The following is a 15,298-nucleotide window of genomic DNA, read 5'->3' as shown; positions in this document are numbered from 1 at the left end:
GCTCCATTAAATGCAAAAAGACATCTGCCGGATTACCTCCGAAACAGATGTCTATCCATTCTTAATTTTCAATTCGATAGATCCGGCACTCGGCTCAGAATGTCCCCCATAGTAAAGGACACGCATGAGATATGATTCGACTGTACCGTCATCTCCGCTGTGAATATCTCCGACAGCAAGTAGGCTTCACCATTCAGCTCATATCGTTCGAGCGCGCCTAATGCGGGATCGACGATCCAATATTCCGGAATGCCGTATTGTGCAAAAACGAACGTATATTCTCCACCAATTGTATCATGAGCTCGTATAGCGGACAATTCCCGTTAGTATATTTTGCCTATATCAAATTTATGAGTGTATGCCTCTTATTTCAGTCTATTCATGCAGCTCATATTTAGGCAGCGTAAAAGAATCGCCTGTGCGTACAATCCATTCCTGAAGCTTGCTTAACAGCTCCGCACGCTTTTTCTCATAAATGCTGTTATGCGCGACATTCATCAATTCGTATGGGTCTTCATTCAAATTGAACATTAGCCAAGAAACTCCTTCAAAGCAAACATATTTCCAGCCGTCATTCGTCACGATGCCTCTCCATGGCTTATCGATACTATGACCATGTCCCGTCGCTACAACAGATTGCAAATATGCGGAGTCTGCCCCTTCCACTCTATTCAGTTCTGGCAGCCGATGCGAAGCATAGTTCGTTCCCTCCATCCATTCCGGAATGGCAACTCCGCATAAACCGAGTGTCGTCGGAGCGACATCAACATGGTTTAGCAATGCAGAGGAGTTTCCTGTTCTACGATCATAAAATGGACGTTCTCCGCTGATGATAAAAGGAACCCGGATTGCTTCCTCAAATGGACTAGTCTTATGAAATTGTCCATGACTGCCATGCATATCGCCATGATCGCTAAAAAAGACAATATGTGTATCGAAATCAAGATCAGCCTCACATAAAGAGCTGCGAATTCGCCCTAAGTTCCAATCGAGATTTTCGATCATCGCATAATACCCGGCCAAATTGTTCTGGGCTTCGCTTTTAATATTAGCAATCGGCGGGACATTTGCCCGCAGCTCTATATTTGCCGAGGTATGTTTGCCGCGAAATGCTTCCGGAGCCATATAAGGATTATGCGGCGGCTGTACCGAAAGCACCGCGAAAAAAGGCTGCTCATTTCCAGATTTCCTCTGTTCCCCGCGCTCCTCGATATACTTAATAAACAAATTCGTCAGCTCATCCGTTTCAAAGCCTGGCAACCTATAATGAAAAGCATCGTCGCCCTCACCGCCATGCACCCAACTATCCCAAGGGCTGTTGTTATTTTCATAGCCTATCCACTGCTGAAACCCGCCGCGCCGTTCCGGCGGAACGATATGGAATGCACCACGGCCATTACTCTCCTTAAATCCGTCCAAATGCCATTTCCCAAAATAAGCCGTCGCATAACCTGCGTCATTAAATACATTTGCAATCGTCGGCTGCCCCTCGGGAAGCCGATATTCATGCCCTGGCACGCAGTTATGCGGATAACGTCCCGTTAACAACGAGCCTCTGGTCGGGCAACAAAGCGGAAATCCAGATAATGCCTGGTTAAAATTAACGCCGCTGGCTGCCAAATTATCTATATTCGGTGTATGCACATTCATATCGCCGTTGCAACCCAAAGCCTGTGCCCGATGCTGGTCGCCAAAAACCCATATCACATTTGCCCGATCTGCATGTTTAATATGACTCATTACCTCTCCCCCGCATCCACTCGATTTTTACGCTTACCAAACTACCCCTTCACACCGGATGTTACGATTCCTTGCACATAATATTTCTGTAAAAAAAAGAACAATAGCAGCACAGGCAGTGCAATTAAAGTAGTCGCCGGCAAAATATAATTCCACTGCACTGCATATTCCGTCTTAAATATACTAAGCGCCAGTTGCACTGTTCGCATATTATCCGCATTTGTAATAACAAGCGGCCAAGTGTATTGATTCCATGAGCTTATCGATTTTAGCAAGGCCACTGTAGCGAATACTGGTAAACAAGCAGGTATATAGATCATTAGAAATGTCCGTAAGCGAGAGCTGCCGTCAATTTTCGCGGCTTCATCAAGCGCTTTTGGAAACTGCATAAAAAACTGACGGAATAAAAATACACCGAAGGGATGTGCTATTTGCGGAATAATTAACCCTAGATAAGAATTGAGAAAGCCGATTCCTCCTACTCCCCAGATATCATTACCACCGAACAAAGGAAACTCCTTGATTTTCAAAAATACCGGTACTAATATGACCTGCTCTGGAATCATCAGCCCCAACAATGAAAAGAAAAACAGTACATCTCTGCCCTTAAAATTCATTCTCGCAAATGCATATCCCGCCAATGACATCGTCATCAGTCCAAGACTAACCGTAATAACCGTAATCGATAAAGAGTTTGCAAAATAACGTGCCCAATTTCCCTGCTGCATCGCTTCTAAATAATTATTAAATGAAAATGATTGCGGCAAAATTTTAAACACAGGTGCTTGTATTTCTGCCATCGTCTTAAATGAACTTAATATCATTAATATAAACGGCGACGCAATGACCGCAGACAAGAGTGCGATTAATGTAAACAAAATAACTTTACTACCCAGCACAGCTTTCAATGTCTGCCCCTCCTATTCATCACCGTATTTTTTCCTTGATCCGCCAAAACGATAATTAATAATCGTAATAAACATAACACCGCACAGTAAAATAACGGATTGCGCAGAAGCATAGCCCATCTTAAACTCCGAGAACGCACGCAAATAAATTTGATGTACCATCGTTGTCGTTGAATTGACCGGTCCTCCCGATGTCATCACATTAATTTGTTCAAATACATTAAAGGAATTAATGACTCCTGTTACAAACAGGAAAAACGTTGCTGGGGCCAGCAGGGGGACGGTAATATGAATAAATTGTTTTACTTTATTTGCACCGTCAACCTCAGCCGCCTCATAATAATCTCGCGGTATCCCCTGCAAGCCTGCGAGAAAAATAATCATATTATAGCCGATCCCTTTCCAGATGCTCATAATAATGACGGAGGGCATCGCTGTTTTAGGATCAACCAGCCATTGCAACGTATCGAAACCCAATGTACTTAAAATACGATTGAAAATACCGAAGGTTGGATCATACAGCCACATCCATACCATCGATACGGATACCATGGATACGATATGCGGCATAAAAATAAAAGCCCGTGCCCAACTTGTATTGAAAAGCTTTGTATTAAGAAAAATAGCGCATAGCAAACCAATCGACATAGTTGGTATTAGTGTGAAAATAAGATATACAATCGTGTTTTTCATCGATTTTATAAACACTTTATCTTGCCAAAGCTCACTGAAGTTATGAAGACCGATGAATTTCTTTCCCGAAAACATATTATAATCAGTGAGGCTGTAAAAGACGACTTCCAATATAGGAATTAATAAAAAATATATAAATAGCAAATAAAATGGAAGTATAAACAAGTAGCCCGATCGATCCGTAAATACACTTTTTTTCCACAACAAGCGCACAGTACCCTTCCCCTCTAAATAAAATGATATGATTCTGGCACGAGTCTTCCGATAGTTCCGGTTGACTCGCACCAGTGTTCATTACGCTAATTGCCGATTTCCTTTTTCAAATCTGCAACCGCGTCTTGGAGAGCTTTTTCTACTGATTTCACACCAAACATCGCTTCCTCATACCCTTGATTTGCATATTTTTCGAATAGCGGCGACCACGTTACATTCGGTCTACCGACGCCGATTTGAATCGCTTCCACAATCGCGCTATTCATTTCGGGATTCATCGCAATAAACGGTTCAGCAAGCGATTTATTAACAACGGGCATCATCAATTCCTTCATTCGCAGCTCTGCCCGTTCTTTACTCAAAAAGAATTCAATTAATTTCCATGCTTCATCCTTCATCTTGCTAGTACTGGAGATAGAGAGCAGTCGCAAGCCATTGAAGGTGGACGGGTGCTTGCCTGGAACGTTGCTGACTACGCCAATTTTCCCTTCCAAACTCGGATCATTTCTAATCATTTCTCCAATCGCATCAGGAGAAATATATGTCATCGCAGATTGACCAAGACGAAAAGGTACCGTTTCAGTTTTTCTTTGATCATAGGAAATCGAATACTGGGACAACTCTTTTAAAAATTCCAGCGCTTCGACAGCGGCTGGCTCATCAAATACCGGAAGTTCCTTCTCTTCATCGACGATCGCGCTGCCATTCTGATGCCCGAACATCTCTAGCCAGAACGAACCATTTTGCGAGGGAACATCGAAGCCGCCGCGGACAAGCTTGCCGTTCTCCATAACAGCGAGTTTCTTAGAATATTCCATTAGCTCTTCCCAGTTTTGCGGTGGGCGTGCAGGATCAAGATTTGCTTCTTCAAAGAAATCCTTGCGATAAGCAAATACGTTTGGTGCAGGCAAATAGCCCAATCCGTATATTTTCCCCTTGTAGCTGCCTAGCTTATAAATATTATCGATAATATCATCCTTACCTGACCAGCCATTGATGTAATCATCAAGCGGAATAAATTGCTCCAAATTAGCGCGGCTAGCCACATTAATAATCCCAACCTCGAATATATCCGGAGCTGTTCCGCCTGCAAATGCTGTATTCCATTTGGCCTCCACATCTGCATATGGTATATAATCAATCTCTACCTTAATATCAGGATTTTGCTCTTCGAAAACTTTAATATCAGCGACAACACTCCGCGCAAGTACTTCGTTAGGTCCAGATCCCCTCATCCAAAACTTAAGGATCTTCTGCTCCGTTTTTCCAGTGTTTGATTCGTTTCCTTTACTTAGCTGGTCATCGTTTGCTGTGCTACTGCAAGCGCTTAAAATTAACGAAAGCATCATAATTACCGACAGCATCCATCCCGTATTTCTTTTCATCATAATTCTCCCTTAGTTTTGAAATGGCTTACATCCACAATGTTAAAGGAGTTTACTTTTGCGAACCATACTAAACGATCAGGGCTTCTTTCGTTTAAAACAGCTTCGTCTAAATCAAAAAAAATCGACTTGCTAAAAGCTTAGATTTTATTTTGAATTTCTTAGAGATTCTATATATTGCGATGGCGTAACACGATAGAATGTTTTAAAAGCCGTACTAAAATGTGCTTCGCTCGCGTAACCAACCTCAGCTGCCACTTCATTGATCTTATATCGCTGAGTAGCCAGCAGCTTTTTCGCCTGCTCCATTCTCACATCTATAATATAACTAGTTATCGTGATTCCCGTATCCTTCTTGAATACTTGAGAAAGATAATTTTCATTTAGATGAACCTGTTCAGCAAGCAGGGACATAGACAGCTTCTGTGCAAAATGCTGCCTTATATACGCCATAATCTGATTAGTTGTTGCACTATAAACAAAGGTATGGCGATACGCCAATTGTTGCATCGCATGCAAATGATAATGTATAAATTCACAAAATTCATTCCAAGAGGATAGCTTGGCGATATCTGTCAAAGGACCATGCTTTTCCGAATAGTGTTCACCCGTTCGCTCTAGCAATTGATTAGCCATTCGCTCCAAAAACAATTGGAAGGCATCGATGACTTCCGAAGGATCAAGCCGATACCGTTCTAATTCATTAAGCTTATCCAACACTTGTTCCGTTAAATTGTTCTCGAGCAGCTCTGCCGATTTCAGCGGCTTCAAAATGTCCAACAACACAGTATTATCCTTCCGCGAACCATCTGATCCAGTCAGATGCACACATTGAGTATCTGTATAAAATTTTTGCCGATAAGCTCGCTTGGCCTCTAAAAATTCTCCTTTTAATTGGGCATAGGAGGCAAAGCTTCTGCTAATGCCGAATGAAGCGTTGTAGCCATACTTTTCCCTTAGCTCCCTATTCCAAACTGTACATATTTTAACCAACTCAGCCTGAGAGAGCACTGTTTCCGACGAATAAATATTTAATAAAAACGCCATATTGTCACACTCATCTACAAATAATTGAACATGATCAAACATTTCCTTCGCCCAATTGTTGCTGAGCTCCTTGAACGGCTGCGCCCCCCGGCTTCGCTGGTCTTCATCCTTAGCTAACGTATTGACTCCGCAATAAATCCAGCACAGCAAGCCTTGTGCCATAATCGGCTGCAACCATTCCTCCGGCTGGTTCAGTACATCTCGCAACAGCAATCTATCCTCCTGCTTTCCTGTACCTGCTTGAGAAACCTTTTGCCTTGCGATATGCCTTTGCTCCATCGCTATTTTACGTATGACAGCTATAATATCCTGATCATCCGTCTCTGCCTTTAACAAATAGTCCTTGACTCCAATACGCAAGCCTTGGCGAACAAACTCAAACTCATCATAATTACTTAAAATGAGAAAAGAAATATTCGCATTCAGATTATTCACCTGTTCAATCAGTTCCAGACCATTCATCACCGGCATTTTTATATCTGTAATAATTATATCTGGCATTAGCTTCAAACAAAGCTTAAGCGCTTCCTGCCCATTGGCAGCTAAGCCGACAATATAAAATTCGTCGGGATATTGTCTAATAACATGCTCAAACCATTGTCTGATTGGCTTCTCATCATCTACAATGAGTACTCGCAACATCCACATCTCTCCTGACTGATCTATCTTACGGCGGGGAGCCATATTTTAATGCAAGTCCCTGCCCCCTTGATGCTAGTAAGTTGAAACTTGTATTGCTCGCCAAAATGCAGCTTCATGCGCTCCTCCACACTGCGAATGCCCAGTCCATCCCGTTTCTTGTCCTGCTCCATACCGACTCCGTCATCTTCAATCCTAATAAGCAGTTGCTCTCCATGCAAACGAATTTCCAATCTGATCAAGCCCTTCCCTTCCTTAGGCTCAATTCCATGAAAAATAGCATTCTCCAACAATGGCTGCAGTAACAGATTTAATATTTTATAACTCTTCACATCATCATCGATATCAAAAACTACATCGAACTTATCACCGTACCGAACTTTCTGAATAAAAATATAGTCCGTGAGAAAATTCAATTCCTCTTTAATTGTCATCCATTCTTGGCCTTTTCTAAAACTTTGCCGCAATAAACGTACCAGCGATATAATCATCTTATTGACCATTGTAGTATCATTGATTTTTGCCATCCAGCGAATCGAATTCAATGTATTGTACAAGAAATGAGGATTGATTTGTGATTGCAATGCTTGAATTTCCGCTCGTCTCTTCAGTTCATTCTCTTTCTTTACTTCCACAAGCAACTGCTCTACGCGGCCAAGTAGATTATTATACTTTTTCATTAAAATGCCGATCTCATCCTTTCGATCGACTTCGACTAGAGCGTTGAAATCCCCGCCTTGAACCTGCTGCATAGAACGAACTAATCGTTTAAGCGGAGTAGAAATACGATAGGATAAATAATAAGATAACGCAAACAAAACAATTAACAATCCAACCGCCGATAGTACGATTAAATCTCTAACCTTATTCATGTCCTTCAGCAATATGGAAATAGGTGTCCTTTCAACCAAGAACCATTCCATTTGAGGCGTTTGGCGAAAAGTGATCAGGGATTTCCCTTGTTCATCCTCCATCATAAAGCTACCCGATTCATATGACTGCAGTTTACGAAAAAAGGGCTGCTCGCCGATTGTTTCACCAATAAGCCGCTGATTGCGATTGGAAAGAATTTGGCCTTTCGCATTTACAATCATCAGATCGACACCAGTCAGATTCTTGTAGGCATCAAATAGCAATCTTTCCTCGAAATCGAGAATAAGCAGGCCCAGATCATCACCAGTGTAAATATCGCGTAAATATCGCACGGCCGAAAAAACATACTTTCCATGATGTAGGTACGTATCACTCCAATAAATCTTATTCTTGTCCGTAATATAATTCTTCTTTTCTAACTCTTGGCTGAAATCATAGTCGCTTTGCTCATCTAGGGAGCTTGAATAAACAGTTCCATTAAAGCCAATGATGGCTGTTGAGTATTTTAAGTACTTAAAATAGCTCCCCGTATCATTGACTTTCTCATTAACCGCTTTAAGAGATTTATACTTTTCATATTCTGAATAACGTTCACTATTCCGCAGCCAGTCGCGGATATTTGAATCTAAATAGTAAATATTCGAAACCGAAAGCATGTTTTGATTAATTACTTCCAGCTTTTCCGTCACTTGCTGTAAAATATGCTGCTTCGACTCCCTGCCTTGACGTATGATGCTTTGCTCTGCAGCTTGATAAGCGATCGACGTAAGAACAACGACTGCAATAAGAAATAAAGGGGCTATCGTTACAAATAGCTTATTTTGGATTTTCATATTATTAAAGACACGGGTTACAAAAATATGCCGCCACCTCCATCCCATTATCATCCAAGACGGTGCACCCGCCAAACATGAGTATGCAAAGCTGCGTCATTCCTTCGCTCTGTCCGCCCGAACCCATTCTTTCAATTCCCCGATGCTGTCGGGATACTCGTCTGCTAACCTAGCATGCTCCTCTAAGAACATCTCTCCTTTTTCCAACAGTCTTGCCGGCTTTAGAGAGAAGCGATCTCCGACTCGTAATACCCGTTCCAAGTAGCCTTGTTTCTCGAGCAGCTTTACCATTCGTTCGAATTCGATATCTTTTAATCCATATAGTTCTCCGCTAATGCCAGTTCGTTTTACTTGAATTTCTTTCAGAATGCTGAATCCTACTCTCATCATTCTCCCCCCTCAACTTAAACCAAGGAAGTCCACGGCCTTCATCTCTGATGGCAGTGGACTTCCTTTAAAGTTTAAAAGAACTGTCCTATAACTTTCTGTATTATTATCACTCATTTATCGTCTAGTCTCAACATAAATCCCCGTCCCCGCAAAATAAAGCCCAGCTTCCTTAACCGGGAAACCAAACGTCTTGCTCCACTCCTCTGCGTATGCAAGCACTTGCGGACGATAAAAGTCGATAAACGACTGCAGTCTCCCGTCCGGCACGGCGTCCGTCTTGAAGTCCACGATGACCCAGCCGTCCTCCTCCTCGAAGAGGAAGTCGATGACGCCGCGTAGGAGAAGGTCTGATCCCTCGTCCTGGACCTCGTATGCAGTGTTCCTAAGTTCAGCTGCGCGCGATGGGCCTGCCATCTCAGCAATGCTCGGCGGGCTTACCATTCCAGCAGTATGCGATGGGATTACCTCCTCTGCAGACACTTGCTTCCGGATCATGAGCGGCACTTCGAACAACCGCCGCTTTGCCCGCAAGCTTCGCTGCCACAGCTCGCTCCCGAGGATGGCTCGAACGATTGCCGCAGCATCGACGATATGCTCTTCCGCAAGCCCCTCTTCTTCGGCGAACATCCTGACGCCAGCCTCTACTCTCTCCTCCTGCAGCCCTTGGCCTGCGAGCTCGATCGCACGATGCACGACGCTGCCGAAAGCGAGCCCCCTTCCCGTCGCCGACCATTCCGGGATTTCTCCACCGTTTTTCGTCTGCCCCGTTACCGATGCCAAGCTGTAGGTTGGAGCAGACAGCCGCCGCAGTCGCTCATCTCGCTTCTCTTGTATCCGCACCATATCCGGCGTCACAGTGACGGTTTCCTTGCGTTCCGGCTCCAGCTCCGGCACGTCCAGCTCGCGCACCAGATCCATGCCATGCATAAGCGGCGTCCACGGGCACTTGGCGGGCTGTTCCGGGTACAAGCTGACGACCAGCATTTGCTTGGGCCTTGTAGCCGCCACGTACAACAGCCTATCCTTCTCCGCATTCGCGAACAGCCGCTCTCGCTCGTTCATGTCAATCCAACCCGGCGGCTGCGCAACGACCTCGCGACCGTACTCCCCAACTTTCCGGCTCATCGTAAAATACCCTTTGGCCGTCTCCCCCGATCGGTCGATATACTCCGTCGCGTCATGATCGGTCTCGCCGCTGGGGCAAGCCAGGAAGACGACCGGCGCTTCCAGCCCTTTCGCCTTGTGCAAGTTCATAATGCGTACCGCTCCATTGCCGCCCGCGTACAAGCTGGAAGTTTCCATGCCGCGATCCGCCAGCAGCTCGCCGATCATGCGGGTAAGCGCCGGCCAGTTGGCCGCAGAGCCGGCGTCGTTTTGCAAAAGCTGCATTAATCGCACGAGCGTCCCCGCACGAACCGCTCCCGCTTGAAGCGTCGAAACGTACGGCAAAATGCCCAGATCCTCGATCATTGCCGCGAATACCGACATCGCGCTCGAATCTCCGCGAAGCCAATCCCGATACATGCGAAGCTTCGAAAGCGCCGCACGAACGGGACGGGCTTCCTCGGGACACGCCTCCGCATCCGGAATGCCATGGAGCGTTATTCGTCCCGCCGCCTCTTTGTAGGCCCATAACGCCCGGTCGCTCACGCCGAACAACATCCCCCGAAGCACGCCTAACAAGGCGGCAGAATCGCCGGGGTCATCGAGGTAACGGGCAAGCTGCCAGAGCGCAACGAGCTCTTCGTAGATCGTCCGGCTACCCGACGTATCGGATGGCACGCCGTACAGATCCAGCTGCTCCGCGTACAGATGGATAAATTCGCGCGTCTTCGTCAGGATGAGGAAATCGCCCGGCACCGCGGCGCGGCTCCCTCCGTCCTTATCCGCGATGCGAATGAAGCTCTTGTTTTTGCCTGCACCGCCGCAAGCCCAAGCGATATAAGCGGCGATCCGCCCCGCATCGAGCTGCGCGACGGCGGCTTTGCCTCCGGCTATTTTCGGATACGTAAGCGCAAACACGCCGAACGGCGAGCTTTTGCCCCCGGCTGGATTAGCCGCCCTCGTCTCCATATGCACATAGGCGGCTTGATGCGCCGTTTCCTCCTGCGGCAGCTTGCCGACGAATTGGCCGTTGATGAAATCGCCGATGGCTTGCGCCGACCGGAAGTTCGCCGTCAAACGAAGCACCGCCCCGCAGCCTTCGATTCGCGCCTTCACTTCATTATAGATCGAAATATCGGCCCGCCTGAACCGGTATATCGATTGTTTGGGATCGCCCACGACGAACAGCGAGCCAGGCCGCGGCGTCAACCGGCGCCAATCGCGTTCATGACCGCTCCCGGCTGTTTCTCCCGTCAGCAAAAACATAAGCTCCGCCTGAATCGGATCCGTGTCCTGAAACTCGTCGACAAGCAGCCTCGTATACCGTCCCGCATAATAGGCCCGAACCTCCCCGTTCTCCCTGACAAGCTTCGCCGCTTCCATAAGCAGATCCTGGAAATTCAGCTTGCCTGCCGCGAATCTTTGCTCCCGGCATTTATCAAGCGCAGGACGCACGAAAGCAATCAGCTTGGGGTACAAATACTCCCTCCACTCCTGAAGGAACGGGAACAACACATCGCGCTGCCATTGGGGGAAACGCCGCTTCATCTCGCTCGCATGCTCCTTGGAGGTCCACCTGTTTAATGTCACGTCAAGCTTCCGGTCGAACGACTTGGCGAGCTCCAACACGAACATGTCATTCTTCAAATTTTCATACTTCAGCTTCTGCAGGCTTTGGCGCACCAGCTTCTGCACCGCATCCCAGCCGCTTGCCGGCTCGGATGCCGGAAGGAAAGGAGCAGCGGCGTCCAGCAATGGAATCAATGTCGCTCTAATGCGCTCGCAATCGGGCTGTTCCCGTTCCTCCGCAGGCAGGTCGACGTCCATGAAACCCGATACGCGATCATATACGTCCCTGAGCATATTTACGTCGACGCCAAGGCCGATCAGCTCCTCCAGCTTGCGGGTCTCCGACTCGTTTAGTGCAGACATATAAGTGTCCCAACAGAGCTCCCGAAACGACTTGTAGCTTTCCTCATCCATTTCTTCGAATGAAGGGTCCAGCCCCGCTTCGATCGGACGCTCGCGCAGCAAGGAACCGCAGAACGAATGAATCGTGCCGATAAAAACATGATCGAGGTTCGCAAGCGCACCGGCGTATCGTTGTGCGCGAAGGGAGCCCGCGGCAGCAACAGGTGGTGCGTCCAAGACAGCGGTGGGGGCGTCCGCGGCAGTAGCCGGGGCGCCCGCCGACGCTTGCCGATAGGCCTGCTCCAGCGCCAGCCGGAATCGTTCCTTCATCTCGTCGGCCGCCTTGTTGGTGAACGTGATGGCGGCAATCTCTCCCACGCGCACTCCTGATTCGATCAAAGCAAGGAGCCGCCCGACGAGACTTGTCGTTTTGCCTGAGCCCGCTCCCGCCTCCACTAAAAGCGTCGTGTTCAGATCCGTCAAAATGCGCTCGCGATCCTGCAGATCGGCCAGTCTATCCATCCCGTTTGCATCAGCCATAGCTCTCCACCTCCAGCAGCGTACCCAGCAGTCCTCCATTGCCTTCCAACTGACGTTTCTCGACCATTCTCGTCGCATGGGCGCCGCACACCGAAGCATAGTCGCACCATCGGCATTGCTGAATATCGGACGCCGGGATAAACAAGCCGCTCTCGCGGGAGTCTAGCAGCCCTTTGATAACGACGGCAAGCTCCGATCTGCGATTCTGCTCCCTTCGCACGAATTCGCCTCGCCCCTTCGCGGTTGGAAATCGATAATCGGCCTCCGTGACCGATGCTTGTGCATCGTAACCGGATGTCCGCAGCCACTGCTCGGCCGCAACGGAGTAGATCGCATGCTGGAGCTGCGTCCCGCCGCTGAAATATTCGGAAGGTTTAAACTTGGCCGGGCTTCCGGTTTTGTAATCGATAATCCGGTATTCATGCGGTCCGATCCGATCGATCCGGTCAATAAAACCTTTTAGCCTAATGCGCATCCCGTTCGCCAGCTCGACCTCCATGGGCTCCCCAGCCTCCGTCTTCAGCTCCAGCTCGAAAAATAGCGGTTGATCGGCATTAACGGATTCCACATGGTAGAACACATCCGCATCCCGCCGCAGCTCCTCGGCTTCCTTATCGAATACATGGCTGCTTGGCGCAGGAATCCGTGAAGCAAATTCCGACAGGACCTGTTCGAGCAGCCGGTTCAACCGCTCGCGTTCGTGCACGGCTGCTCTCGCGCCGTTCCCCGTCGCTTCCTCCATATACCGCCGATACGTCTCGTGAAGCAAGCTGCCTTTTTCGTTCGCCTGCAGCCAGCTCGTTCGATCCAGCTCCGCCGTCTCTTTGGAGCGTAAATTCAACACATAGCCGAAGTAATAACGCAATCCGCAGCTTGCGTACTGCTCCAGCTCGCTGACGCTGATATAATCCCGCTTTGGCACTATACCGGGGCTGGACTCGCCTTGGCGGCCTCCCTGCTCCATCACTCGATTAAGCTCGCCGATCCAGCCGTCATACGCCGACAATTCGTCCGCCTGCCTAAGCGTGCCTGCCCGATACCCTTCCGCCAGCGCCGGATAACTGCCGCGTATGGCTTCGCGTCCGTCCAGCCGCTCGCCTCTTGCGTTCGCCAGCAGCTTCGCCCAAGCGTCGATTCCGTTTAGCGGCAATCCGGGCGCCCAGCGCATATCCAATACGCCGTACGGTTCGCCAAGCGCTGCCGACAAAGCGCCAAAATCTTTGGTCGCATCTCCAGTCCTGAGCCGAAAAAGCTGCAGCATTTCGAAGGCAGCGCCATGACTCTTCTGTTCGCCGGGATCGTAGGACGAGTAGCTGAGCCACAGCTCGCCCCGAAGGAATCCAATTCGGGATTCGCGCTCCAGCCTTTGGGCGCTTGCCCGTTCACTCCTTGTCGTCAAATCCGGCGAAAGCCGGATTCTCTCCTCGTCGAGGAGCACGGGATCCTGCCTGGACGATACGCTCCAAGAGCTTTCGTCCATGCCGGGAATCCAGAAAAGTCCGCGTCCGCTCCATCCTCCCCCCGCAAGCGAGCTGACGTGAATCGCTCCAGGCTTCGGCGTCGGCGATACGCGTATGCGAATGCCGTCAAGCATCCCGCGCACGTAACGGATCGCAAGATCCCTGGACATGCTCCCGGATGGAGACTTGGCATGCGTAAGCGCCAGCTCGCGCAGCGACGAATGTACGACGGCATCCTCCGGTGATCGTCCCGCCGCATAGCTCGCCACGTTGCGAGCCAGCCAATTCAACAGTTCGAAAGGATGCCATTGGTCATTGTCCGGCAGGGAGCCGAACCATTGCAACGCATGAGCATGCAAGGCGGCGCTTTGTTCCCTATCCCCCTCGGCCAGTCTCGAAGGCTCCAGCAACGAGATGTATCGGTCCTTGCCCCAGCCGATTCCGGATTGCTCGAGCAGACGGATCCAGCTGTTTTGCGTGAAACGTTCGTCCTCGATTCGCAAGCGCCCATGCCGCAGCAGCTCCGTCAGCTTGGATACGGGATACCCTTCTTGTATCCAATCAAGCAGACCGAGGGCTGCTTGCCCCGCCGGGCAATACCCGATCGGCAGGCCGCTCGACAAAGTACAGGCAAGACCAAGCGCTTTCGCGTGATCGTATACGATAGGCGCATAACGCTCGTAATCCGCCGCCATTATCTCGATGCCGTCAATTGAATCGGCCTGCCCCAGCATTTTTCTCAGACCTTCCCTCACTTCCGCGATGGGCCCGGAAGCGCTGAAAAATGCAAAGGAGTTTTCCGCGAAGCCCGCATTTTGACCGAATGGCGCCTCCGCTTCCAAAATCGCTAATCGTTCTCCCGCGATCCGCACCGTCATCTCCCGCTCCGCCCGCGTCCATCCTGTCGGTTCAATCGCCAAATACACCGTATCCTCGCTGTCCGGCGTTACGAAATGTACGAGTCCCGCGAAATCCGTGGTCCGCTGCTCGGATAGATACAACTCGTATCTCGACAGAAGCTGCCGCATATACTCGGCTTTGCCGGGATGCGTAAACACTTCTGCCCGCAGATCTGCAGCCGCAAGCCGCGCAAGTCTAAGTTCGCCCAAGGAGCGATTTACTCCATCGACGATTCCGGGCTTCAGATTGCCCTCATGGATGTAGCCGTTGGGCACCTCAGTCGCCAACTCCTCCATCAGCATTCGTACAATCCAAAAGACGTGTCCCTCCTCAAGCAGTGTAATGCCATTCAGGAACAACCCCAGCTTCGCTCTCTTTGCCGCAAGTCCGCGTACGGTCTCGATCTCCACATTCGCAATCGCACCGGCACGGGCGCACAGTCTCTCCAGCAGTTGCTGCCCTTGCGCGTAGGAATGCGCAAGAAGCACCTTGCGTCTAAGCGGCTCCCCGGTTACTGCCGCCAACAGTCGATCCATCAGATCCTTGGGCATGACGGTCACCTCATCTTTGCAGGATTGGAAATTTCTCTCTTCCATTCTAACATTTGATCAGTAAACGTCACATGCCGAATTTGATTTCCGGTTGATTTCATTGTATGCCGT

10 protein-coding genes are annotated in these 15,298 nt (G+C 49.0%); all 10 read right to left on the bottom strand.

What is annotated here, in order from left to right; all coding sequences use genetic code 11:
* Positions 1–68: 68 nt before the first annotated feature.
* Complete coding sequence (locus tag B1748_RS00570) at positions 69–317, bottom strand: Uma2 family endonuclease (RefSeq protein WP_087565916.1); 249 nt, start codon at positions 315–317, stop codon at positions 69–71.
* Positions 318–375: 58 nt separating this feature from the next.
* Positions 376–1,740 (bottom strand): sulfatase family protein, encoded by a 1,365-nt coding sequence (locus tag B1748_RS00565; protein ID WP_087565915.1) that lies wholly within the window; start codon positions 1,738–1,740, stop codon positions 376–378.
* Positions 1,741–1,781: 41 nt separating this feature from the next.
* A complete protein-coding gene (locus tag B1748_RS00560; RefSeq protein WP_256975472.1) occupies positions 1,782–2,639 on the bottom strand; it encodes a carbohydrate ABC transporter permease in 858 nt (285 codons plus the stop codon).
* 21 nt (positions 2,640–2,660) lie between these two features.
* The gene (locus B1748_RS00555; protein WP_087565914.1) at positions 2,661–3,554 is read right to left on the bottom strand and encodes a carbohydrate ABC transporter permease; all 894 of its coding nucleotides are present in this window, start codon (positions 3,552–3,554) and stop codon (positions 2,661–2,663) included.
* 86 nt (positions 3,555–3,640) lie between these two features.
* Positions 3,641–4,939 (bottom strand): ABC transporter substrate-binding protein, encoded by a 1,299-nt coding sequence (locus B1748_RS00550; RefSeq protein WP_179215297.1) that lies wholly within the window; start codon positions 4,937–4,939, stop codon positions 3,641–3,643.
* A 147-nt stretch (positions 4,940–5,086) separates the two neighbouring features.
* The gene (locus tag B1748_RS00545) at positions 5,087–6,628 is read right to left on the bottom strand and encodes a helix-turn-helix domain-containing protein (RefSeq protein ID WP_179215296.1); all 1,542 of its coding nucleotides are present in this window, start codon (positions 6,626–6,628) and stop codon (positions 5,087–5,089) included.
* Between the two features lie 20 nt (positions 6,629–6,648).
* Positions 6,649–8,385, bottom strand: a complete 1,737-nt coding sequence (locus tag B1748_RS00540; protein WP_087565911.1) for a sensor histidine kinase — start codon at positions 8,383–8,385, stop codon at positions 6,649–6,651.
* Between the two features lie 42 nt (positions 8,386–8,427).
* Entirely contained in the window at positions 8,428–8,721 is a 294-nt protein-coding gene (locus B1748_RS00535; RefSeq protein ID WP_179215295.1) for a hypothetical protein, read from the bottom strand.
* Positions 8,722–8,835: 114 nt separating this feature from the next.
* A complete protein-coding gene (locus tag B1748_RS00530) occupies positions 8,836–12,276 on the bottom strand; it encodes a UvrD-helicase domain-containing protein (protein WP_179215294.1) in 3,441 nt (1,146 codons plus the stop codon).
* Entirely contained in the window at positions 12,269–15,187 is a 2,919-nt protein-coding gene (locus tag B1748_RS00525; protein WP_179215293.1) for a PD-(D/E)XK nuclease family protein, read from the bottom strand. The genes B1748_RS00530 and B1748_RS00525 overlap by 8 nt, the downstream gene beginning before the upstream one ends.
* Positions 15,188–15,298 lie beyond the last annotated feature (111 nt).

It is taken from the genome of Paenibacillus sp. MY03 (assembly GCF_002165585.1).
In the GTDB taxonomy this organism is placed as follows: Bacteria; Bacillota; Bacilli; order Paenibacillales; family Paenibacillaceae; genus Pristimantibacillus; species Pristimantibacillus agaridevorans.
This window is presented reverse-complemented; position numbering and strand designations above follow the sequence as displayed.

What these genes read in the sequence shown, in the direction of transcription:
- B1748_RS00565 (WP_087565915.1), bottom strand. Translation starts at nt 1,740, where the DNA reads ATGAGTCATATTAAACATGCAGATCGGGCAAATGTGATATGGGTTTTT.
- B1748_RS00550 (WP_179215297.1), bottom strand. Translation starts at nt 4,939, where the DNA reads ATGAAAAGAAATACGGGATGGATGCTGTCGGTAATTATGATGCTTTCG.
- B1748_RS00545 (WP_179215296.1), bottom strand. Translation starts at nt 6,628, where the DNA reads ATGTTGCGAGTACTCATTGTAGATGATGAGAAGCCAATCAGACAATGG.
- B1748_RS00540 (WP_087565911.1), bottom strand. Translation starts at nt 8,385, where the DNA reads ATGATAATGGGATGGAGGTGGCGGCATATTTTTGTAACCCGTGTCTTT.
- B1748_RS00535 (WP_179215295.1), bottom strand. Translation starts at nt 8,721, where the DNA reads ATGATGAGAGTAGGATTCAGCATTCTGAAAGAAATTCAAGTAAAACGA.
- B1748_RS00530 (WP_179215294.1), bottom strand. Translation starts at nt 12,276, where the DNA reads ATGGCTGATGCAAACGGGATGGATAGACTGGCCGATCTGCAGGATCGC.
- B1748_RS00525 (WP_179215293.1), bottom strand. Translation starts at nt 15,187, where the DNA reads ATGCCCAAGGATCTGATGGATCGACTGTTGGCGGCAGTAACCGGGGAG.